Below are 21,778 nucleotides of genomic sequence, written 5' to 3' on the forward strand. Positions count from 1 at the left end.
AGTGAAGAAATCAAAGAAAGCCGCTCACAGGAGCGGCTAACAAGGGATTGTTTATATGCGTTTACGATTCAAAAGTCATTAGATCGCCTGTACCAAAATCTCGGCAAAGCGTTCCAAAAACTGCTGATCCTGCTCGTCAAAGCGGTTTTTGAGCGGACTGTCGATGTCGATGACACCAAGTAGCTCGCCATCGCGTACTAGCGGCACAACGATCTCACTATTGGAGGCGGCATCGCAGGCGATGTGACCAGGGAATTCGTGCACATCGGCAACTAGCAATGTGCGACGTTCGGATGCGGACGTACCACACACGCCTTTGCCCAGCGGAATACGAATGCAGGCGGGCAATCCTTGGAATGGTCCAAGCACCAGTTCCTTGCCATCATACAGATAGAAGCCTGTCCAGTTCGTATCCTGCAAACATTGCTTCAATAGCGCGGAAGCGTTGGACAGATTGGCGACGCGATCCGGTTCGTCATGGATCAGACTTTTGAGCTGGCTTAGCGCCGTCTCGTATTGCTCCTCACGGGAGCCAGTATATGCTATATTTTCAAACATGAAAGTCACCTTTTTCGGATAGATTTACAGACCTTTCAGCTGTACCCGTGCCAGATTCGACATCTACACCCAGTATACAATTGTTGCCCCTATTTGCAAATGAACATTGCCTAAAATGAAAGGTATCCGTTCAAGCGGTACAGCGTTACTTCAAATGTAAGGTAAAAATTGGTATAAATTTAGCAAACCTGTTTACGTAATAGGCAAGCAGGGTAAGTACAGCTTGAATCATAACGGTTTACAGGGCTAATCTGTTAACAGCGATTACAGTTTGCTTACGCTCTTAGCCAGAACGGCGTACGACCTTTATACATCATTTCATCGACTGGAAGGGGAGAAGGGTATATGCATGCGGAGGTACAAAATTTGTTTATTCGAATCCATATGCTGCATCAGGCGAATCAGCACATGCTGACGATTGCCGATATGCAGCCTATTCTGGAGAACCGTGGGTATCGTGTTGGAGATCGTGAGATCAAGCAGGAGCTTGTGCATCTCACAGCCGAGAATATGCTGACTGTCAGTGGTGATGAGTATCGGATTACCGGCACGGGTATTAGCGAATTGAGGGAAATCCGCAAGCGGTTATCGCTGCTGTGCGGCGAAGTCGTTTCACCTACAGCTCCCGGCAACCTTCCAGAGCGTACGATGTCCAAGCAGGCATCTTCCGCAATCGTTTAATTGTATAAGTACAGTCGGCAAAAAGCCGGTATCCGCTATGATGAGCGAATACCGGCTTTTTGCCGTATACCCATACGCCCAACACGGTATCCCAGACACAATATTCAACATATACATGTGCGCGATATGTATAAATGTAGAGGAATGATTTCTATACAGAACGTCAATCTTGCAGTTGCACAATGGAGACGTGCAGGTTATTCTAAGACGGTTCTAGCATATCGTGAAGCATAATGGAGGAAACGAAATTGAATCAGAAGAAAAAGCCGTTCCTATACCGGATCGACCCGCTGACGAAGATCTTCATGCTGCTGTGCATTTCGATTCTGGCAGTTCATATGAAGCATGCTCTGCCACAGCTGATTTTGTTCGGATTCGTGTGGACGACGGTTGTGATCGGTACAGGGCAGATGGTGAGTCGCCCGCTTGTGCAATTACTGGCAGGCATCGGGATTCCGTACTTTGGATTATCGCTATTGTCGGTACGTGAAGGCGAAGTATGGTGGCAGTGGGGCGCTTTGCAGTTGACGAGTGGCGGACTGGAATATGGCGCGGTGATGACGCTGCGTATATTTATCTTTTGCCTGACTTCGGTGGCACTATCGGTAACGACCGATTATCGTGAGCTGGTCGGTGCGCTCGTATTGAAGTTGAAGGTGCCGTATCGGTTTGCTTATGGGTTAGCGCTGGCATTGACCTTTTTGCCATTGTTGCGAGAGGAAGGCAGATTGGCACTGGCGGCAAGGCGTTTGCGCGGACAACGTATCTCGCGTGGACCGGCAGGATTACTGCATGCACGGGATTATTTGGCAGCTGTATTTACCGGTTCGGTGCGCCGTATTCAATATATTGCTGGTGCAATGGATGGCAAAGGATTTGGCGCATCCGCACATCGTACGTTTTACCGTCCGTTTGTACTGCCATCCTATGCATTGCCACTCATGCTGACCAGCGCAGGAGTTACACTGGCGCTCTGCCTGCTGGTGTAACTTCGGTCTGAAGATGTCGCACTGGCGACTACAATGTAAGAAAAAGATTGACTTATCCATATTGTTAACCTAAATTATATTTTGTGGTTAACAATTAATGAGCAGTAATGAATTAACATTATTGCATCATTGTAAACTGCTGAATACCAACACATAGGGAGCGAAATCATGAGTACAAATGTAAATAGCAATTCATCCAACAGCAAAATGAGCCGTACCTTCCAAGCGTTTACGACGATGGATATCGTGCTGATGGCGCTGCTGGCGACTGCCAATGCGGTCATGACGATGTATCTGGGCGCAGTGAATCAGCTGCTTAGCAGTATTGGCGGTCCGATTCTCACTTCTACAATTGTCGGTCTGTATATGATCTATGGACTGCTGGCTTGTTATATTATCCGTAAACCGGGCACAGCCGTAATTACATATGCGCTGGGCGCGCTAGTACAGAGCTTTGTCGGCGTATCATACGGTATTGCTTCCGCTTTTGCCGCAGCGATCTGTTATATGCTCGTTGCTGAACTGCTGATGGCGATTACTCGTTATCGTCGCTGGTCGACTGGCTGGATGATGCTCATCGGTGGCGCGATGGTGCCAATCTGGTTCGTAGTGGCAGTGCAAATGTTCGGCTATGCCAAATGGGGAATGACCATTCTGTCCATTGCACTCGTCGTGCGTATTCTGAGTGGTGTGCTGTTGTGCGGTCTGTTAACGGTAGTCTTTGCCAAAGCGATTGGTAAAACAGGTCTGCTACGCCGATTCGCCGGATTCAACGGACAACGCTAATGAGCAATAACGACATGGACATGGCGAAACCGGCAGTTGTACTGCGGCAGGTGTCGTATGTGTATGACGGCAGCGAACAAGCGGCGGTGCAACAAATTGATTTGCAAATACAACAGGCACAATGGATTGCGATTGTCGGTGCAAGTGGTAGCGGCAAATCGACCTTGTGTCGCCTGATCAATGGTCAACTGCCACGGCTGGCTGGTGGACAGCGGCAGGGAGAGGTGTGTATTCAGGGTATCGACCCTGCGGAAGCACCGATTGGAGAACTGGCAGCTGCTATAGGTTCGCTTGGACAAGACCCGGATGCTGAGCTGGTCGTCGGTACAGTAGAGGATGAGATCGCATTTGGACCGGAAAATCTCTGTTTGCCGCCGGCGGAGATCGGCTCGCGCATAGAGCGGTTGACGACAACACTGGCATTGGAGCATGTGCGTCATCGCCGTGTTCATCAGCTCTCCGGCGGACAACGCCAGCGTACTGCATTGGCGGCTGTACTGGCGCTGGAACCGCAAATGTTGCTGCTGGATGAACCGGCAGCAAGTCTCGACCCCGCAGGTCGTCAGCAAGTACTTCGTATGATTGGTGATTGGCACGCTGCTGGTGGTACGCTAATTACGGCATCCGCTCGCTGGGATGATAGTGTACAGCGAGCAGATCGTGTCATTGTGCTGGAAAAGGGCAGGATCGTTCTGGAAGGTACACCGACGGAGCTGCTACAACTGCACGGAGAGGATCTGCGTCAGCTGTACATTTTGCCAGCGCTATTAGAAATGGAAGCTGAAAAGGCGGATAAGTCATCTGGCTTCTTCGCGTCTAAATCCGTATCTCCATCGTCGCAACAGTCGTCAGTTCCTTCAGCATATAAGTCGCCAGCGTCACTGCAATCAGAACCGAGTCAACAGCAGCAAGCACCATTAGTATCATCTGAGAAACAACGTTCCTCATCAACTATGTTGCAGCCGATTGTAGATATTCGTCAGCTGGATTACACGTATGCAGGTTCATCCGTGCCAGCATTGCACCATATTTCGCTATCGTTGTATCCGGGGGAAATGGTGCTACTATGTGGCGCCAACGGCTCTGGTAAAACAACACTAACCCGTCTGCTAACAGGTTTACTGACGCCACCGAGCGGACATGTTTTCCGTCATGAGCGAGATAGCGGACGCGAGTTCATTGATACGCGCGCGCAAGATACAGGATATTTGTTTCAGCACCCGGATCATCAGTGGGTAGCGCCAACGGTATGGGACGAATGCATATTCGGCATTCGAGCACAGTTGAATTTGCGTCGTCGGCAACCACTGCCACAGCTATGGGTGGAGCAGGTAGAGCAGAAGTTAGCGCAAGTTGGATTACTGGCAGAACGCGACGCTTCGCCATACAGCCTGAGTGCTGGGCAAAAGCGACTGTTGTCCGCTACCGCTCAATTTTTGCTGGAGCGTCCGTTGTATATTTTGGATGAACCGGGAGCAGCAGTAGACTATTTTACGGTACAGCACATATTGCAGCAGTGCCGTACTGCTATGAAGCGTGGTGCAGCGCTGCTGATTGTTACTCATGAACCGGAATTGTTCAGTAGAGACGCCACACGTATCATTACGCTAGCAGAAGGACGCATCCAGTCTGAACAGCATCTGCATCCAGCAAGCGACTCCTGAAGCAGGGATCACCACCAATATGAAAAGGAAGTACATCTGTCAAGGAACGGCAACGATACACGTGGTAACTCAAGAGAATAACAATATATCGGTACAAACAAAATGCAGTTCCTCTCCGACGAAACGATGTCGCCGTGAGAGGAACTGCATTTTGAGTTATATTCAGACTGATCTTATTTTCGCATAGATGGAGACAAGCGCTCTGCTTCCATACCTAGCTTTTTGAGCAAATAGATCAGTTGTTCTTTTTCCTGCATATTCAGACCGCCCAGTGCGAAGTTCAGGCGTTCTTCGTATTTTGGATAAATCTCGTCCATCATCGCACGACCTTGATCAGTCAGCTCGGCGTAGATGACGCGGCGGTCGGTTGGGCAAGGGTGACGGCGCAGCAGACCACCATGCTCTAGCTTGTCGATGACATACGTAACGTTGCCGCTTTGCAGCAGCAATTTGGCTCCAATTTGTTGAATCGGCTGAGCGCCTTTAAAGTAGAGCACTTCCATGACAGAAAATGCGGTAGAGTTGAAGCCTTCGATTTTGCTTCCGGCAACAGCATGTTCGTTCAGGCTTTTAAAAGCTTTGGCGAAGACGCGGTACAGATGCATGGATTGCTCAGTGTTATTCATAGACATGTTAATCATGATACAGTCATCCTTTCCGGGTGTGGGATACGTAACATCTATGCAAAAGAGTTATAAGAAGTAATCTGGAATCTAATTCAATCTTACCTGCAATTAAAATTAAAAAATGTATCATTTGTCACAATGTCAGCCATTTTAAATATTAAATTTAAGGATTAAATTGCGTTTAAAAAGGTACTTATCTGTTCTAATTTTCACAAGAATAGAAATTGTGGATAAAATGTATACACTGACGGCAATTTCTTTATAATCGTAATATTCATCTGGAATTGTACAAATGAAAAATGATTTCATCTTCATTTGGTAGTGTTCAAATGTAGAAATGGAAAAAAGTCTGTGCGCAAGATGTGTATGACCTGTGGAAAAGTGGATAAATATTGTGGATAAGCATGTGCATAATTTCTCTTTTATCAAAAAGCGGAGATTACAATGCATAAAAAATAGTTGTTATACATAGACAATCAGCAAAAAGGCGAATTATCAGCATTTTATACACATGTTGTTCTGTATAATGTGGTGAACCTGTGTATAGAGTGGAATAATTTTACTGAAATCTATCCTCAGGCTGTGGATAAGGTGTTTATAACTTGTGTGTAAACACTTAATATCTGGTACTAATTTGTGTATAGCATGTTGGTAACTGAAGTTGGTCTTTTACAAAACGTTTACGCAAATATTGCACAAATATCCATTCCTTTTAATACTCCCACGTTAAAGTGGATAAAAAGAAAAGGCAGTCATTAGCGACTGCTCAACAATAAGGAAGTGGAGAAACGATAGTGATGAGAGATAAGTCATTGACCTTGGGAGCAGAGCCGTATCGCAGTCATTTACAACAGATTATCGCCAGCTTTCACGATCATCGCGGGCGTGTACTGATCGCTGCACATCGCGGCGATTGGCGGTTAGCACCGGAAAATTCACTGGCAGCTATTCAGTATTCCATCGTGGCAGGCGCTGATCTGATCGAGATTGATGTACAGCGCACCGCCGACGGACAGCTCGTACTGATGCACGATGAGACGGTGGATCGGATGACGAACGGTAGCGGCAGAGTGGCGGAGATGACGCTGGAACAGCTACGGGCATTGCGCTTGCGTCAGCATCAGGGCGGGCATGATCAGCGGCTGACCAATTATATGATCCCGACGCTGGAAGAGGTGATGATTCTTGCACGCGACAAGGTCATGATCAATCTGGACAAATGCTGGGCATGGCGCGACGATGTATACGCTGTGCTGCTGCGTACAGACACCGTGGCACAGACGGTATTCAAAAGTACGGCTGAACCAGAAGAAGTCCATTCTTTTCTGAATCATAAACCACAGAAGCCGCTGTATATGCACATATTGGACGATAGTAATGAACATCATGTGGAGCGGATCGGAGAATGTTGTGAAATGGTACGCCTGGAAGCGGTAGAGATTTGTTTTGAACAGGAGAACAGTAGGTTACTTCAGCCATCACTGCTGCAAAGGATACAGCAATATGGTTGCCGACTGTGGGTAAATACGATGTGGGATTCATTATGTGGTGGTCACTCTGAGCTACATGGAGCGGAAGGCTGGGAGTGGCAGCTACAGCATGGATTCAATATGATCCAGACTGACAATGCGGTTATGCTGCGTCGTTATTTGGATGAGCAATGACGGCACTCGCTAGTATTTCAAAAGGATCTGAGGCGGAAGTACGCAAGAGAATGATGCGCTGAAGAAAATGGTAGGCAAGCAGCTTCTCTGTTCGGTGTCATACTGCGAGACACATATACTAACAGACGAATATGCTGCCAGCTATCAAGAAGATTGCTGGACCCATACACCAAAATCCCCGGCATTCTGAGTCATCAGTTTGCACGAGGGTTTTGGTGTATGGGTGTATTTCTATATCAATAGACGATCGTCTATCTCCATATTGATAGACAACAAAGCATATGTTTTAACTTGGACGATTATCAATCCAAGGCAACAATAGATAAGATTCTACAATCATCCAACGCTACGATCATCTAACGCTACCATCATTCGATAGTTGGAATCATTTGGCTCTCATTCACTCTTATCGTTAGACTGGTTCAGATTCACTCCGACCAACTGCTTCCGCCGCGTTGCTGCCTGCCGCATGACCAGTTGTAAAGGCAGCCGTAATATTGTAACCGCCCGTATATCCGTGAATATCCAGCACTTCACCGCAGAAGTACAAATGATTCATCAGCTTGGATTCCATCGTCTGCGGATGAATCTCTTTTAGATTCACACCGCCGCCAGTTACAAATGCTTCCTTGATCGACAGCGTACCGTTGATCGCCACTGGGAATGCCTTGATCAGCCGTGCCAGCTCCAGCCATTGCTGCTTCGGAATATTGTGATACGTGATATCCTCAGCGATGTGCGCTTTTTGCAGCAGTAGCGGAATCATGCGCTCTGGTAGATAGCCTTTGAGCACATTTTTGACCGCTTTGCGCGATTCTTGCTCAGCCATCTGCAATGTTTCCCGGTAAATGTCGTCTGCACTCTGCTCCGGTAGCAGATCAATCGTCAATTGCACCGAAGTGACCGGGAACTTTTTGAGCGCTTTGACCACATACTGGCTGCAACGTAGCGCGGCAGGACCAGAAATGCCAAAGTGTGTGAACAGCATATCGCCATCGTGCATGATCAGTTTTTTCCCTTTGGGATTCCAGACAGTCAGCTGCACATTGCGTAGGGACAAGCCTTGCAATTCTTTACTCTGGATAAACGATTCCGGTGATGTGAGCGGCACCTCGGTTGGATACAGCTCGGTAATCGTATGACCTGCCTTTTCCGCCCATGGATAACCGTCGCCTTCGGAACCTGTTTGTGGCACGGATTTGCCGCCAACCGCGATAATGACTGCCCGGCTGCGAATGACTTCACCAGCACGCAGCTTTACGCCGCAGGCAGTGCCTTCATCATATAACACTTCCGCGACCGGGCTATTCACCCGGATATCAACCCCCTGCGCGCGCACTCGGTTCACGAGCGCATCTACTACAGATTTCGCTTTATCGGTGACCGGGAACATGCGCCCATTATCTTCTTCCTTCAGCGCAATTCCTATATTCTCGAAAAATGCCATAATATCGCGGTTGCTGAAGTTTGCCAGCGCGCTGTGCAGAAAGCGTCCGTTGCCCGGAATATATTTGATTAATTCATCGACTTCTTTGGCATTGGTGACATTGCAGCGTCCGCCGCCGGAGATGCCCAGCTTGCGTCCTAATTTGTTTCCTTTATCAATCAGCAGTACGCGCGCGCCATGTTCGCTGGCTGCCACACTCGCCATCAGACCCGCTGATCCGCCGCCGATCACAATAATATCGTATTTCAAACGTAATCGTTCCTTTATATAAAGTAGTAAAATGTATATCTCAGACTACTATACCATGAATCGTGACCGATCGACCGCTGCATTGCAAAAGCAGTACAATAGATTGCAGATTACAACGGATTGAGTAAACTCATCTGATTGCAGTGTTTATAGTTTGGAGAAACAGGGGTATTGTATAGGTGATTTGAAAATGGTGGCACAAAGAACCATATATTGTAATGCTATCCGTGCTGTGCTTTAATCGAAGTACGACAGAGACAGGGGGAGGGGCGCGTCATTATTATTGCGGTCAAGGAAATCCTGCTGCAAATGCTTGCTGTAGGCGCTTCTGTTTTCGTATTCTCCGGTGTGGTGGAACGCAGTGGTGACGATTCTCTGCATCATGGACGGTTGGCATGGCGCGGATACGCTCCAGTGCTCGTCATCTCCTTTGCGCTCAGTATTGTGATCGGCTGGATTCTGGCGGCTTATAGCGCGATTGATAGCCGAATTCCACTCAGTGTGGTGTCGTTGATTGTCGGTGTATTGTACATAGGCGCATGGCGTGGGTTGTGGCTACTGCTGCTCAGTGTATTTATGTATATATTATTTAGTGATAACGTTAACATTAGTGATTTAATGATTCAGACCGGGTTGCTATTGTATCCGATTGCAGGTTTGTGTTATCCGCTCTTTCAGCACTCCACTCTTCGCCGCAAACGGTTGATTGTGATGGTGCTTGTCTTGCTGAGTACGTTTCTGGCGTTGGTTGTTATTGCCCTGCAAATACCGCTATTCCAGCTTGGTATAGGTATCTGGATGTTGATTACGCTCATTGTCGTCGCGGCGGTCATTGCAGGCGATTACTGTACTACCGCGATTGAACAAATTATTGAGAAAAAGCAGTTAAGTCGTCAGATGCTGGATCTATCCAATCGCGTCATTACGGAAGCGGAGAAGCTGCGCCAGATTATGAATGTGGCGCCGATGATGATCACCTCCATTGATGCCAAAGGACAGATCACAGCAATCAATGAAGCGGCATTCACCTTATTGCGCCATTCAGTGCCTGGCTTACAACGTGAGCAAGTGAATGATATTTCGTTTTTTGCATTGGAAGGCGGCGATATTCGAAGCGGGCTGAAAGGCACGATTCGTCTCATTCGGCGGGTTCAACAGAGTCGCAGTAATGAGAGCGAGATTCTGCGGCTGGAATACGGCGTCTTTTATCTGAATGTGGCACCTTTGTTTCATAAGCCGGGTGGCGAATTGAGCGGCTTCGTCATTGTCGGTCAAGATGTTACCGAAGTGGAGCGGCTACGTAATGAGCTGAGTCATGTGGAACAGCTCAGTCTTGTCGGCAAAATGGCTGCCAGCATCACCCACGAGATTCGTAATCCGATGGCTGTCGTACGCGGATTCCTGCAATTGATGCATGAGAAAAGTCCATCGTCGTTAGATCACTATTATATGATCGTTCTCGACGAATTGGATCGCGCCAATAGCATCATTAACGACTTCCTGTCGCTAGCGCAGAACCGAATTGTGGAAAAAGAACCGTTCAGTCTGCACGCGATCATCGAAGAATTGTTACCGCTATTATGGGCAGATGCCAATCTACGCGGACAGACGATTACATTTATACCGGGACAGGATATTCCCCTGCTAGAACTGAACTCCAAGGAGATCAAGCAGTTGGTTCTCAATCTGGCACGTAACGGCATGGAGGCGATGGAGGACAAAGGGGAGTTGACGATTGAAACGGAAGTGACGGATGCCGAAGTGATCATGCATATCCGCGATACCGGACCGGGCATTGCACCGGATAAGATGGACAAGCTGTTTGAGCCATTTTATACGACCAAGACCAAAGGAACAGGCTTGGGGCTGTCGCTCTGTCTTAGCATTGTCGAACGTCACAATGGGCGTATTACCGTCTATTCTGCGGAAGGACGCGGCACGACCTTTTCTGTCATTTTCCTCAGAGCTTCCGAAGAATCACTGCCTTCAGAACCAACTCCGATACCGGATATGGGGTAAAGCGTTGATCCTCTCATTATCGCGGCTCGAACCAAGTCGATAGGGGTAAAATAAACCTGTATTTTCCATGAAATCTACCGGGATACGGTGGTATTCTGATATAACCTGTGTATAATAGAGGTAATGCTTATGAAAAGTAAGGAGTGAACCAATATGTCAATGTCATTTGATCAATATATGAGAGATATGGTACAGCCGATGCGTGATGAGCTGACTAGTATCGGTATCCAAGAACTGCGTACACCGGAAGAAGTGCAAGAGCAACTGGATAATTCCAAAGGTACTGCACTGATCGTTGTGAACTCGGTATGCGGATGCGCAGCCGGTCAATGCCGTCCGGGCGTAGCTCATGCACTGCAAAGCGATGTAAAACCGGATCACCTGTTCACCGTATTCGCTGGTCAGGACAAAGAAGCAACTGCCAAAGCGCGTGAATACTTCGCGCCGTACCAACCGTCTTCCCCATCGATCGCTCTGCTGAAAGATGGCGAGCTGGTGCATTTTATCGAGCGTCACCAGATTGAGAACCATTCCGCTGAGGATATCGCGATTGCACTCAACGACGCATTCGAGAAATATTGCCTGTAATCTCATACGAGAACACAACATCCTGCGCTGTCACATTCATGTGACGGTTGCAGGATGTCCTTGTTTATGGGTATATATAAAGAGAGCAACTTCTGCGTCGGCGATGTTCGGATGCAGAAGGAAGGAAATACGCATATCGGTTGTAGTCCGATCATGTATATTTGAGACTAGTCGAAGGAGTGAATGATGAGTATGAGTCTTCAACAGGACATTATTAACGATTTGAAAGTACAACCAACGATTGAACCGGAAGCTGAAATCCGCAAACGGGTGGATTTTCTAAAAGGATATATTGAGAAATCCGGTTCCCAAGGTCTGCTAATCGCCATTAGCGGCGGGATCGATAGTGCAGTAGCCACCGGTCTGTGCAAACAGGCAACGGATGAACTGACACAATCGACCGGACGCGAATACAAAACCGTCGGCGTCTTCCAGCCGTACGACACCCAATCCGATATCGACGATAGCTACGCGGTCGCACAGGCATTTGACCTGAAATATAAAGTCGAAACCAATGTGCACAAAGCAGTCGATGCGATCGAGCAAACGGTAAACAGCGTAATGCCACAGCTGGAACAAGACCCACTCAGCCCGCAGGCAAAAGGCAATGTCAAAGCGAGAACCCGCATGGTCGTACAATACGCGATTGCCAACTCGCTCAACCTGCTCGTCGTTGGTACAGATCACGCATCCGAAGCGATCACTGGCTTCTTTACCAAATACGGCGATGGCGCGGTCGATATTACACCGCTCAGCTCGCTCGACAAACGTCAGGTTCGTCAATTGGCTTCCCATCTGAATATCCCGCAATCCATTCTCGACAAAGCACCAAGCGCTGGTCTGTGGGAAAATCAAACTGACGAAACCGAACTCGGCATCACCTACGCTGACAACTCCGACTACCTGGAAGGCAAATCGATCGCTCCCGAAGTAGCAGAACGTTTGGAGACGTACTACAAACGTACCGCACACAAACGTGATCCGATCCCAGGTATTTAATGTAAAGCAAGTACAACATCTGACTTAGATGTAATGAAACAAGCGACTTATATCCGATGATGGATTGAGTCGCTTTTTTATAGTGTAAAAAAGAACCTATTCGATAAGCCGAGTAGGTTCTTTTGGTAGGTGGATGTATTTTTGTGTGTAGTGGATTTATGTATAAGGCAAGCCCTGTAAAAGGTACGGTTCAATAGCTACAAAGGCATCTTGCAAATTACGCACAGTGTAGTTATCTCTTCGTGCAGCTCGATGAAATGGAATATGATGCTGATGATGCGGTTCGGTTTGCACACGCAACTCCGGTGGTGTATCAGGATCATCATGCGGATCATTTCCCCAGCTAGTAATGTGCTTGGAGGAAATACCCATACGTGGATACATGATAAACCATTCGTAATTATATCTTTTTATGTAGCCCTGCTCGTTATACGTTTCCACTGCATGCAGGGCGGTAATACCATAAATAGGATGTGGCTTGAGTGGATAATAAGCTTCGATGCGTTTGGGGCGCCTTTTTTCATATGGAACAGGATATGCAATTGCCGGATCGCTATACTGATGAAGCAGATGCTCAAACTGTTCAATCGCGATAGTAAAATCGCTAGGGTTTAAATGCTCCATTTACGTTCGCTCCTGTTTCAATGTAAGCAGTAATTCTTCTTTTTCTTCCAGCAAATCTTTCCAAAGGTTATAATCATTCGCTTCATCCCAATCTTCCAGATCATCGCCATGACAATGCCCAAACTTGGTTATAAAATCCCCATATTTCAATTCCAATTCGGTGATTTCGCTGGATACCTCTTTGAAGCGATCCTGTACGCTCATATTTCTGAGCTGACGTATTTGAAAATTACGTTGCATTTTCAGCATATATAGCGGTTCATGCTTCCATAACTCAACAGCAAATCGTGGGATTTTTTTCTGATTGGATGTATCCAGACATTCTAATCCGTTCTGAATATACTTGTATAATGTGGGCTTGGATACACCAAGCAATTCGCATGTCTCCGCAATGTTAAGCAAATAGGCTTGCTCATAACCAATCATCAATTGCTGTCCGCCTACTTTGTAATACCATTCTTCCAAATCCAGCTTAAGCTTGCCAAAATTACTATCCGTCAATGCTTCCGGTGAATCTAGACGCTGTAGCCATTGCTGCAATTGATCTGCATGATCCTTAGAAAGAATATATTGCGGATCAAGGCGAAGCACATCCAGATCGCCTTTGATATACTGAATATGATCAGCAAATGTCCGCATAAACACTTGAAAAATCGTAAAAAATACCAACGTTGTCTCATTCTCGATCACTGACAGATTTTTGGCTTCAATGGCTTGCTCCAAGCTTGAAGAAAGCTGTTGAAATTGAACACTCATACGACTCACTCCTTTCATACGATTACTCGAAATTCAAATAATCTATGCATACTTTTATAATACATTATTATACTACTTCGATAAATAGTAAATTTACTTTTTTATAAAAGTGTAAATATATATTTACTTCAATTCATAAAATAGGTACGATAAAATATCGAGTCCTGTTTACCGATTTTGGTTTAATACAATACAGGGACATTAGGCAGGAGGACACTTACTTGATTTACGGAATAGGGCATGATGTGCTGGAGATCGCCAGAATGATCAGCTTGCTGCAAGGCAAACAAAAAGACCGCTTCCTCAAACGCGTTCTGACACCCGCCGAGCAAACACTGGCTGAGCAGCGTGGTCCCAGACTATCTGAATTCACTGCCGGTCGCTTCGCCGCCAAAGAAGCCATCACCAAAGCCTTCGGCTGCGGCATCGGCAAAATCATAAGCTTCACCGACATCGAAATTCTACCTAACGCATCCGGCAAACCTCAGGTCACCCTGTCCACCGGAGCATGGCAGCGATTGGACCTACAACAAGATTCCAACACCTACCAGATCCACCTAAGCATCACCCACCAACCCACCCTGGCATCCGCATTCGCCATCGTGGAAAAAACCAACTAGACGTTCAAGCAAAAGTTGAACAAGCAGACCCAACATATAACACGCAACATCTCATATAAAACGATCTGCTGAAATAATCATCTCAAATAATTACTACTCAAAAAGTCAAAAAGACATGTAAGATGTCAAAAGTCTCTAAAGTCTCTAAAGTCTCTAAAATCTCTAAAGTCTCTAAAGTCTTTGAATTTTTTAAAGTATCGCAACTTCTCAAAACACCAAATCAAACACCAAATTCACTACTGCTTCGCACAAAAAGAATGTTGCGCGTTGCACCAAGCGGAGGGGAGGGAATAAGGCATAAGGGCGACTTACAGTGTTTGTGGTTTTCAAACACGAGGTTCAATGAAAAGTGATTTTTGCGTAAGCAAAATATCTTGCCTCTTTGGAGGTGCGGGAATCTTCATGTACTCATAATCCAAAGATTCCCGCGGCTCCACCGGAGTCCGTTCCCTTATCCCTTCCCGGAGCGCTATGTTGCACCAAAGCCCACATTCAAATAAAGGGCGTTCGATGGGAAACACGCCCCCAAAGGAGATTGATGATGTCCAACATAACACCACAACACGAAGCCAAACGTTATTTCAGCCGCGAACTGCTGGCATGGTATGACGAACATAAACGAGACCTGCCATGGCGACGCAGCCGCAATCCGTACCATATCTGGATTTCCGAGATTATGTTGCAACAAACGCGTGTTGCAGCCGTGATTCCGTATTTTCAGCGATTTATCGAGCGCTTTCCAACTGTCGAGTCGCTTGCCGAAGCGCCAGAAGAAGACGTGCTCAAATGCTGGGAAGGACTTGGCTACTACTCGCGCGCCCGTAACATTCAAGCAGCGGCGAAGCAGGTCGTTGAACGCCATAGCGGGATCGTGCCAGATACGCCAGAAGAGATTTCCGCATTAAAAGGAATCGGTCCATACACCGCTGGAGCCGTCCTGAGCATCGCCTACAACGTTCCTGAACCAGCGGTGGACGGGAATGTCATGCGCGTCCTGTCCCGTTATTTTTGCTTGAGTGACGATATTGCCAAAGCATCCACCCGTGTCAAAATGGAAAAGCTCGCTCGCGAATTGATCCCGACCGGACGCGCATCCGACTTTAACCAGGCGCTCATGGAGCTAGGCGCGCTCGTCTGTACGCCCAAGTCACCGCATTGTCTCACCTGCTCGGTCATGAAGCATTGTGAAGGGCGAATCAACGGCATGGAAGAACAATTGCCGATCAAAACCAAAGCCAAACCACCACGCCCAGAGCATCGTCTGATGGCAGTAGTCGAAGGACGCGGCGAGCATGCAGGCAAAGTGCTGATTCGTCAGCGTCCAGCAACCGGTCTGCTGGCACGGATGTGGGAATTGCCCCATGTCCTGTCTTCCGACGCCAAAAAAGCCGGTGCTGGCTCCGATCTGACACAGCCTGCCGCGATGGAACGACTTAACCATGTACTTAAAAATGAAGGCATCGACGTTCGTCCAGATGAGGAATGGATGAGCGCCGAGCATACATTTAGTCATATTCAGTGGTATATGCGCGTCTTCCGCTGTACGGAAGCAGGGCAAATTGATGTGCCGGTAGATGGCAAGGATTGGCACGGTATGGGAGTCATGTCTGGCGAGCAAGTGGAGCAGGGTACACTGGACATCCGTCTGCCGGGTTCGACACCGGAAGTGCGCAGTGCTATTCGTCAACAGCTTGCCACAGGCACCCTTACCGACACATCAGAGCCGCTAGAGCAGGCACAGGTGGCTGAACAGTCTGCCAATTACGATGTTGTACCTAGCACATTGCTAGGCGAAGCAGTGGCATATGATTACCGCTGGATCGGACGCGACGATATGGAAAAGTATGCGTTCCCGAATCTGTTCCTGAAAATTTTGCAGCAGCATTTTGGCATTTCAAAATAGTCCGGCACAACGGTTCGAGGAGCCAATTATCCAAGCGATTCCATACCTAAAGCTAATCATGTCAGCAAGTAAGCAGCCAAGCGAGGCAACCAGATTCGTACGAAATCTATTGAAGCTGAATCCTGAATCCAATCATGCGGAGGGATAAACATGTCGAGAACGATTGCTATGGTCAAAGGCACGATATGGGCGCCGGAGTGGAGTACGTACACCGACCGTCGTACCGGGTTAAAGGTACACCAGCTGACAGATTATCGTGGTCATAGTCGATTGCCGTATTTTACCGAACATCCATTGTATGACGATGGCAAACGGCTGCTGTTTATTTCCGACCGGGATAATAGTGCGAATCTGTTCTCGATACAGCTGGAAACCGGTGAAATGACCCAGTTAACCACGTATGCCAACAACGACGATCTGGACGTAGCGCTCACGCCGGATGAGCAGTATGCGCTCGTATCGGACAAGCGGGTGATTCGTGCGCTGCATTTGACCCATTTTCGCGAAAAAATCAAGTACCGCTGTCCAGAAGGCTATGTGCTGGGCAATGTAACTTGTACTGCTGACAGTCGCACGCTGCTGACGTGTATTACCGAGGATTTGTCACAGCGGATCGATACCGATCTGGGCAACGGGTATGTCGGACATCGCGAGTGGATGGATGCGCAGCCGAACAGCATCATCATTGCAGTCGATCTGAAAAGTGGCATATCACGCGAGGTGTTCCATACCCGTCATTTTGTGACTCATATCAATGCGTCGGCGACTCTGCCGTGGCTAATAACCTTTTGCCATGAAGGACCTTGGCATCTGGTGGATCACCGGATATGGGGATTGGATCTGCGCAGCGGTGACGTTTGGACTATCCGTGAGCGTCATGAACAGGGAGAATCGGTTGGTCATGAGTGCTTTTTGCCGGATGGAGAGCAGATTGGATATCATGGGATTGCAGCGGATGGAACGTGCTTTTTTGGACGTATTCGATACGATAATACTGGCCTGGAGGAGCAGAAGATTCCTTTTTCAACTTGGCACTTGTACCAGAATGAAAGGTTAGTAATAGCGGATGGGCAGGGGGAAGTGGATACGCTGCATTTATGGGAGCGCGATGAAAAGGGGCGCTATGCTGGTTCGTATGAAGTATGCGAGCTGCGATGCAGCTTTCACTCACAAAAGCTGCATGCCCACCCTCGTCTGAGCGATGACGGACGACGATTGTTTTTCAACAGTGATCGTAGCGGATATGGCAACGTATATATGGTGGAGTTACCGGAGGATGTACAGCGATTGCCGCGTTTTGAACCTCTGGATCACTTAGACTAACCATTACATCTGATCATTGTGACCATTCGTGATGGAGAATAGCAATGAATGCGTACAATAGTAGAATATAACAATACAAAAAGACGACCTGCACTATGCAGATCGTCTTTTCTGTATGCGCTGTGCGCGTTATCTATGCTGGAATTACTTCGCAGCAGTGTAACGTGCGTTTACAGCATCCCAGTTTACTACATTCCAGAAAGCACCGATGTAGTCAGGGCGTTTGTTTTGATATTTCAGGTAGTATGCGTGTTCCCATACGTCCAGACCCAGCAGTGGAGTCAGACCTTCGAATACAGGGCTGTCTTGGTTTGGTGTGCTAGTGATTGCCAGTTTGCCGTCTTTGCCGACAACAAGCCATGCCCAACCACTACCAAAACGAGTTGTAGCCGCTTTTGCGAAGTCTTCTTTGAATTTGTCGAAGCCGCCCAGCTCGCTGTCAATAGCAGCTGCCAGTTCGCCTGTTGGTGCGCCGCCAGCGTCAGGACCGATTACTTCCCAGAACAGACTGTGGTTATGGTGACCACCGCCGTTGTTGCGAACCGCTGTGCGGATGCTTTCTGGAACGCTGTCCAGATCGGAGATCAGCTCTTCCAGGCTTTTGCCTTGCAGTTCAGGAGCGCTTTCCAGAGCGGTATTCAAATTGGTTACGTATGTGTTATGGTGACGATCGTGGTGAATCAGCATCGTTTGCTCGTCAATATGTGGTTCCAGAGCGTTATTTGCATAAGGTAGTGCCGGTAATTCAAATGCCATCGTAAAATACCTCCTGAGATTTTGAATTTGAAGCGGAAGTTCCACTCCATATGTAGATAAACATCTTACCCTATATATTAAACCGTATATTTTTGACTAAATCAACATTTATGTTTAGAAAGTCCTAGCCATGCGGAAAAGGCAAGAAAATTTTTTTTATCGGTCTGATGGATATTTATTCAAAACGGAATGAACAGAAGAAGGATCGTATGTTCGTTTATTGACCAAATATAAATATAGGCGAAATCACGTCATTTTCCTTATGGAATGGGTAAATCAGGAAGTTGCGTCATAGATGACTCGCTTTTGTATAGCGCTTTCATAAAGAGATCATGTAATTTTATGGTAAAAGAAAACCTGACGTCATTATGATAAAAAGTATAGTGACAGCCAGAAACTAGTGATATAATCGTTTTTGTCGCTCCTGTGATTTCATATTAAGATATTTGGTTTTGGAGGAATATTTATAATTGGAGCTTTATATTCATAGACATAAGCCCATGTTGCCAGAACTATTCCTGATGAACTGGATATTTGGAATCATTTTTGCTGAAAAACGGAGTTATGAAGCGCTTTCATGAGAAAAGTGATGTAATTGTCAGAAAATTATGGTTTAATTAACACTGAGATTATATTGTGCGATAATATGAGGTTTTTTGCCGAAATTTGGGTACAATATAACAGGGGATTTTACACAAACATCGATGTAGGGCTTGTGGCTGGTATATGCAGATGTCCTTCTTTTTTGTGCTTCCCATATGTAGTGTTAAGGGGTATGTTTGCAAACGTTGCTTGATTAAGCTGATAAAGAGGGAGTTTGGATGATGAATATTCGTTCCTTTAAGCTGAGTGATTTGAACCTTGTCCAGGAGCTGCTCCAGGTAGCTCTGTCCGAAGAGTGTTACGAACACACGATGGGACCTTTTGCCAGACAATTGTCCTGGGATTCCGAACTGATTATTGTTGCGGAGCAGGGAGAAGAGATTATTGGCTTGTTAATTGGTACGATTGATCGCAACTTCGGTTGCTACTACCGTATCGCCGTTCATCCTGATATGAGAGGCAGAGGTATTGGTACCGCGCTGATCACTTCCATGGAGAAACGCTTCGAGCAGCGCAACGTCAGCGGCATTATGGTTGCCGGCGACGAACACAACGAAGTGGTTATGCCACTGTACGCCGCTCTGGGATATGATGAGAGCAAAGTGCTGCGCACATATGAAAAGTTGAGCATTGTTGCGGCAAACGCCTGATTTTCTGAATGTAAACAAGAGATAACAGAACAGAAACCATACTTGAATATACACGCTTGCACGAGCGGCCCGCTATCCTGTGACGGATAACGGTGCTGCCGGACATTGCGGTGCGGACGATCGTCGGGAGGGATGATTGTCAGTATGCATCGTAGTGATCCGGTTGTGAGGCTTCGGCTGCGTATGCTTTGTTAATGTAACACATTTTGTTTTCCGACGAGGATCGGATAAACGGATGTGTTTTTCTATTTTTTAGACGTTTTTCCATTCGGATGCAGTATAATGGGAGAGAAGTTTTGTGATGAATTGTAGGAGGACTGTGTGTCTTTGAACGTATATATACAACATGACTGGCAGCAGAGGATACAGGTTTGTCGCTTATCTAGCAGGATGCAGGCGAATCAGCAATACGGATGTTTGGAAAGGAGAGCCGCTTCATGACACAGCAGAGTGATACCGGAATTGCCGGTACAGAGTCCAACCGCTGGGAGTGGCTGAAGCAGGAAATCAAGCATGCAGGTCCGGAACTTGGTATCGACGATATCGGCTTTACGACCGCCGATCCTTTTTTATATTTGCGTGAAGTATTGGAAGAGAATCGGCGCAAAGGGTATGAGTCAGGATTTGAAGAACCGGATCTGGACAAGCGGATCGATCCGTCGCTGACACTTGGTGGCGCGCGTTCGATTATCGCCATTGCGGTTACGTATCATTCCAAAATGGAGAATCCGCCGAAGTCCGCACCCGGTGAGTATCGCGGCATTATGGCGCGGTCAGCATGGGGGCTAGATTATCATACGGTGCTGCGCAATCGGATGCAGCGGTTGGAAGATTTTATCCGCGAAAAGGTGCCGGAGGCGCGTATCGAGAGCATGGTCGATACAGGGGCATTGTCCGACCGCGCGGTTGCTCATCGAGCGGGGATTGGCTTTTACGGGCATAATTGTGCGATCATCTCGCCCAAGCTCGGTTCGTGGATTTTCCTTGGTGATATGATTACCGATATTCCATTTGCCCCGGATACGCCGGTAACGGAGGATTGCGGCACCTGTACCAAATGTATTGATGCGTGTCCAACCGGCGCGCTCGTGAATCCGGGTCAGTTGAATGCGCAAATCTGCGTTTCCTTTTTGACCCAGACGAAGGGTATGTTGTCCGATGAGCATATGCGCAAGATCGGGAATCGGCTGTATGGCTGCGACACCTGTCAGATCGTTTGTCCGAAAAACAAGGGCAAAAGCTGGAATCACCAGCAGGAGCTACGTCCTGATCCAGAAAAAGCGAAGCCGCTATTGCTGCCGATACTGGAACTGAGCAACAAGCAGTTCAAGCAGGAATTTGGCGATACGTCATCAGCATGGCGCGGGAAGAATCCGATTCAGCGTAATGCGATTATCGCGCTCGGTAATTTTAAAGATAAAAGCGCAGTACCAAAGCTTGCAGAGATGCTGATCAAAGATGTGCGTCCGGTCATTCGCGGTACGATTGCCTGGGCGTTAAGCCGAATTGGCGGTGAGGAAGCGTTGACAGCGGTGCAAAAAGGGCTGGAGCGTGAGCAAGAGCATGAAGTGATCGAACGCCTGCTGACCGCGCAGCATCTATTGGAGGAGGCATTGGCGAATGAGCAGCAAGCAGGAGAACCATCTGGCGCCACACAACAAGTCTGACCAGACAGTGCATCATCTGTACTACGATGAGTTGGATACACCGCTTGGCACACTGACACTTGTTCATTCCGGTGCTGGATTGTGTCATATCAAATTCCGCTCTTATGAGCAGGCTGCCGAACGTTTGGTAGTCTGGTGTCAGCGCTGGTACGGCGATCATGTGCTGGAGCATTCGCCAGACATGCTGGCAGAAGCGACTGCGCAGCTCAAGCAGTATTTTGCCGGGGAACGTCAGGAATTTGACCTGCCGCTGGATATGCAAGGAACGGACTTTCAACTGCGTGTCTGGGAAGCGCTGCGTCAGATACCTTATGGACAGGCGGTTTCGTACAAGCATATCGCCACTGAGATCGGTGTTCCGGCTGCGGTGCGTGCGGTTGGTGGTGCGAATAACCGCAATCCCGTTTCCATTATTGTGCCGTGTCACCGGGTGATCGGGATGAATGGCAAGCTGGTCGGATATGGCGGCGGTCTGAACAACAAGGAATGGCTGCTCGGACTGGAAGGGTACAGCAATCTACAAAATGAGCCGGTATTGTTCTGAGAAATCCCAACGCATATGATCCAAATTGCTACATGCGGCGAATCATGTAACGGAGCTGTAAT

At 47.6% G+C, this 21,778-nt stretch carries 18 protein-coding genes and 1 pseudogene; 13 read left to right on the top strand and 6 right to left on the bottom strand.

Annotated features, from left to right (window positions below; all coding sequences use genetic code 11):
- Window positions 1-78 precede the first annotated feature (78 nt).
- Complete coding sequence (locus ACDE64_RS02465) at window positions 79-558, bottom strand: GAF domain-containing protein (RefSeq protein WP_411344985.1); 480 nt, start codon at window positions 556-558, stop codon at window positions 79-81.
- A gap of 345 nt (window positions 559-903) precedes the next feature.
- Here ACDE64_RS02465 and ACDE64_RS02470 point away from each other — a divergent pair, with 345 nt between their 5' ends.
- The 4 genes from ACDE64_RS02470 (at window position 904) to ACDE64_RS02485 (ending at window position 4,678) form a co-directional block, all read left to right on the top strand.
- A complete protein-coding gene (locus ACDE64_RS02470; RefSeq protein ID WP_411344986.1) occupies window positions 904-1,239 on the top strand; it encodes a hypothetical protein in 336 nt (111 codons plus the stop codon).
- 248 nt (window positions 1,240-1,487) lie between these two features.
- The gene (locus tag ACDE64_RS02475; RefSeq protein ID WP_411348909.1) at window positions 1,488-2,228 is read left to right on the top strand and encodes an energy-coupling factor transporter transmembrane component T family protein; all 741 of its coding nucleotides are present in this window, start codon (window positions 1,488-1,490) and stop codon (window positions 2,226-2,228) included.
- 168 nt (window positions 2,229-2,396) lie between these two features.
- Window positions 2,397-3,014, top strand: a complete 618-nt coding sequence (locus ACDE64_RS02480) for an ECF transporter S component (protein WP_411344988.1) — start codon at window positions 2,397-2,399, stop codon at window positions 3,012-3,014.
- A 14-nt stretch (window positions 3,015-3,028) separates the two neighbouring features.
- Window positions 3,029-4,678, top strand: a complete 1,650-nt coding sequence (locus tag ACDE64_RS02485; RefSeq protein WP_411348910.1) for an ABC transporter ATP-binding protein — start codon at window positions 3,029-3,031, stop codon at window positions 4,676-4,678.
- 173 nt (window positions 4,679-4,851) lie between these two features.
- Here the strand turns inward: ACDE64_RS02485 and ACDE64_RS02490 are convergent, their stop codons facing one another.
- On the bottom strand, window positions 4,852-5,319 hold the full coding sequence (locus ACDE64_RS02490) for a MarR family winged helix-turn-helix transcriptional regulator (protein ID WP_411344990.1): 468 nt from the start codon (window positions 5,317-5,319) through the stop codon (window positions 4,852-4,854).
- 782 nt (window positions 5,320-6,101) lie between these two features.
- Here ACDE64_RS02490 and ACDE64_RS02495 point away from each other — a divergent pair.
- The gene (locus tag ACDE64_RS02495) at window positions 6,102-6,968 is read left to right on the top strand and encodes a glycerophosphodiester phosphodiesterase family protein (protein ID WP_411348911.1); all 867 of its coding nucleotides are present in this window, start codon (window positions 6,102-6,104) and stop codon (window positions 6,966-6,968) included.
- Between the two features lie 412 nt (window positions 6,969-7,380).
- Here ACDE64_RS02495 and ACDE64_RS02500 read toward each other — a convergent pair whose 3' ends face one another.
- A complete protein-coding gene (locus ACDE64_RS02500; RefSeq protein WP_411348912.1) occupies window positions 7,381-8,664 on the bottom strand; it encodes an NAD(P)/FAD-dependent oxidoreductase in 1,284 nt (427 codons plus the stop codon).
- Window positions 8,665-8,973: 309 nt separating this feature from the next.
- Here ACDE64_RS02500 and ACDE64_RS02505 point away from each other — a divergent pair, with 309 nt between their 5' ends.
- From ACDE64_RS02505 to nadE, 3 genes are all read left to right on the top strand, one after another.
- On the top strand, window positions 8,974-10,683 hold the full coding sequence (locus ACDE64_RS02505; RefSeq protein WP_411348913.1) for an ATP-binding protein: 1,710 nt from the start codon (window positions 8,974-8,976) through the stop codon (window positions 10,681-10,683).
- A gap of 153 nt (window positions 10,684-10,836) precedes the next feature.
- Entirely contained in the window at window positions 10,837-11,271 is a 435-nt protein-coding gene (locus tag ACDE64_RS02510; protein ID WP_411344994.1) for a BrxA/BrxB family bacilliredoxin, read from the top strand.
- A 192-nt stretch (window positions 11,272-11,463) separates the two neighbouring features.
- Entirely contained in the window at window positions 11,464-12,270 is an 807-nt protein-coding gene (gene nadE / locus ACDE64_RS02515; protein WP_411344995.1) for an ammonia-dependent NAD(+) synthetase, read from the top strand.
- 156 nt (window positions 12,271-12,426) lie between these two features.
- Here the strand turns inward: nadE and ACDE64_RS02520 are convergent, their stop codons facing one another.
- Together ACDE64_RS02520 and ACDE64_RS02525 are read right to left on the bottom strand one after the other, a co-directional pair.
- Window positions 12,427-12,894 (bottom strand): hypothetical protein, encoded by a 468-nt coding sequence (locus ACDE64_RS02520; protein ID WP_411348914.1) that lies wholly within the window; start codon window positions 12,892-12,894, stop codon window positions 12,427-12,429.
- Entirely contained in the window at window positions 12,895-13,650 is a 756-nt protein-coding gene (locus ACDE64_RS02525; RefSeq protein WP_411348915.1) for a helix-turn-helix domain-containing protein, read from the bottom strand.
- A 221-nt stretch (window positions 13,651-13,871) separates the two neighbouring features.
- Between ACDE64_RS02525 and acpS the strand changes: the two genes are divergently transcribed.
- The 3 genes from acpS (at window position 13,872) to ACDE64_RS02540 (ending at window position 17,496) form a co-directional block, all read left to right on the top strand.
- The gene (gene acpS / locus ACDE64_RS02530) at window positions 13,872-14,270 is read left to right on the top strand and encodes a holo-ACP synthase (protein WP_411348916.1); all 399 of its coding nucleotides are present in this window, start codon (window positions 13,872-13,874) and stop codon (window positions 14,268-14,270) included.
- 541 nt (window positions 14,271-14,811) lie between these two features.
- On the top strand, window positions 14,812-16,173 hold the full coding sequence (gene mutY, locus ACDE64_RS02535) for an A/G-specific adenine glycosylase (protein WP_411350215.1): 1,362 nt from the start codon (window positions 14,812-14,814) through the stop codon (window positions 16,171-16,173).
- Between the two features lie 150 nt (window positions 16,174-16,323).
- Entirely contained in the window at window positions 16,324-17,496 is a 1,173-nt protein-coding gene (locus ACDE64_RS02540; RefSeq protein ID WP_411348917.1) for an oligogalacturonate lyase family protein, read from the top strand.
- A gap of 144 nt (window positions 17,497-17,640) precedes the next feature.
- Here ACDE64_RS02540 and ACDE64_RS02545 read toward each other — a convergent pair whose 3' ends face one another.
- A complete protein-coding gene (locus tag ACDE64_RS02545) occupies window positions 17,641-18,252 on the bottom strand; it encodes a superoxide dismutase (protein WP_411344997.1) in 612 nt (203 codons plus the stop codon).
- A gap of 824 nt (window positions 18,253-19,076) precedes the next feature.
- Here ACDE64_RS02545 and ACDE64_RS02550 point away from each other — a divergent pair.
- Both ACDE64_RS02550 and queG read left to right on the top strand, forming a co-directional pair.
- The gene (locus ACDE64_RS02550; protein ID WP_411346674.1) at window positions 19,077-19,505 is read left to right on the top strand and encodes a GNAT family N-acetyltransferase; all 429 of its coding nucleotides are present in this window, start codon (window positions 19,077-19,079) and stop codon (window positions 19,503-19,505) included.
- 437 nt (window positions 19,506-19,942) lie between these two features.
- A pseudogene (gene queG / locus ACDE64_RS02555) lies at window positions 19,943-21,716 on the top strand (tRNA epoxyqueuosine(34) reductase QueG).
- The last annotated feature ends 62 nt before the right edge of the window (window positions 21,717-21,778 follow it).

The organism is Paenibacillus sp. WLX2291, from assembly GCF_046603665.1.
Classification (GTDB): domain Bacteria; phylum Bacillota; class Bacilli; order Paenibacillales; family Paenibacillaceae; genus Saccharibacillus.